The 230-nt window shown below is 63.5% G+C and carries 1 pseudogene; it reads right to left on the bottom strand.

Annotation, left to right across the window (positions count from 1 at the left end):
• A pseudogene (locus SB753_RS42215) lies at positions 1 to 230 on the bottom strand (ionic transporter y4hA); the annotation flags it as partial.

Raw genomic sequence — 230 nt, 5'->3', positions numbered from 1 at the left:
AGACTCACCACCAGTAACACGCCGCTGGTCAGCGCGACGCGCGAACTGGGCGGGGCGGCGTGCGCGTCTTCGTTGGCGGCATGGGATTCTGTGAGAAAGTAGTCGCGGTGACGCACGGTCTGCACAAACACGAACACGCCGTACCGCACCAGCGAAGACACCCCCGCGAACGACAGCTGCGAATCGCTGAGCGCCGGGCCGAGTTTGATGCTAGTGTAGTTGGGCATCAC

The organism is Paraburkholderia sp. SIMBA_053 (assembly GCF_046534895.1).
Classification (GTDB): Bacteria; Pseudomonadota; Gammaproteobacteria; order Burkholderiales; family Burkholderiaceae; genus Paraburkholderia; species Paraburkholderia caledonica.
This window is presented reverse-complemented; position numbering and strand designations above follow the sequence as displayed.